This window comes from Vaccinium witches'-broom phytoplasma str. VAC (genome assembly GCF_000309405.1).
Taxonomy (GTDB): Bacteria; Bacillota_I; Bacilli_A; order Acholeplasmatales; family Acholeplasmataceae; genus Phytoplasma.
This window is the reverse complement of record NZ_AKIN01000136.1, coordinates 1-230: the sequence shown is the minus strand read 5'-3', so window position 1 is coordinate 230 and position 230 is coordinate 1. Positions and strand designations below refer to the sequence as shown.

The window sequence follows — 230 nt, the reverse complement described above, 5'->3', positions numbered from 1 at the left end:
TTTTTAAAAAAAATGAAAGCTAAATTAAGCGAAACCGAATTCAAAATTATCCATTTAAGTTTTGGTGTTCCTTTAGAGAATATTAATGAAGATTATCAAAGATGTTATATCAACTCCGAAATCGTTGAAAAACTCAATTTATCTTTAAAACAAGTAGAAAATATTAAAAACATCGCTATCAAAAAATTAAAAAAACGTTAAAACCTATCGTTCGTCCGTAATGACGTTAA

The 230-nt window shown here is 25.2% G+C and carries 1 pseudogene; it reads left to right on the top strand.

The features are described 5' to 3' along the window. A pseudogene (locus RI68_RS02225) lies at window positions 1-201 on the top strand (sigma-70 family RNA polymerase sigma factor); the annotation flags it as partial. Between the last annotated feature and the right edge of the window lie 29 nt (window positions 202-230).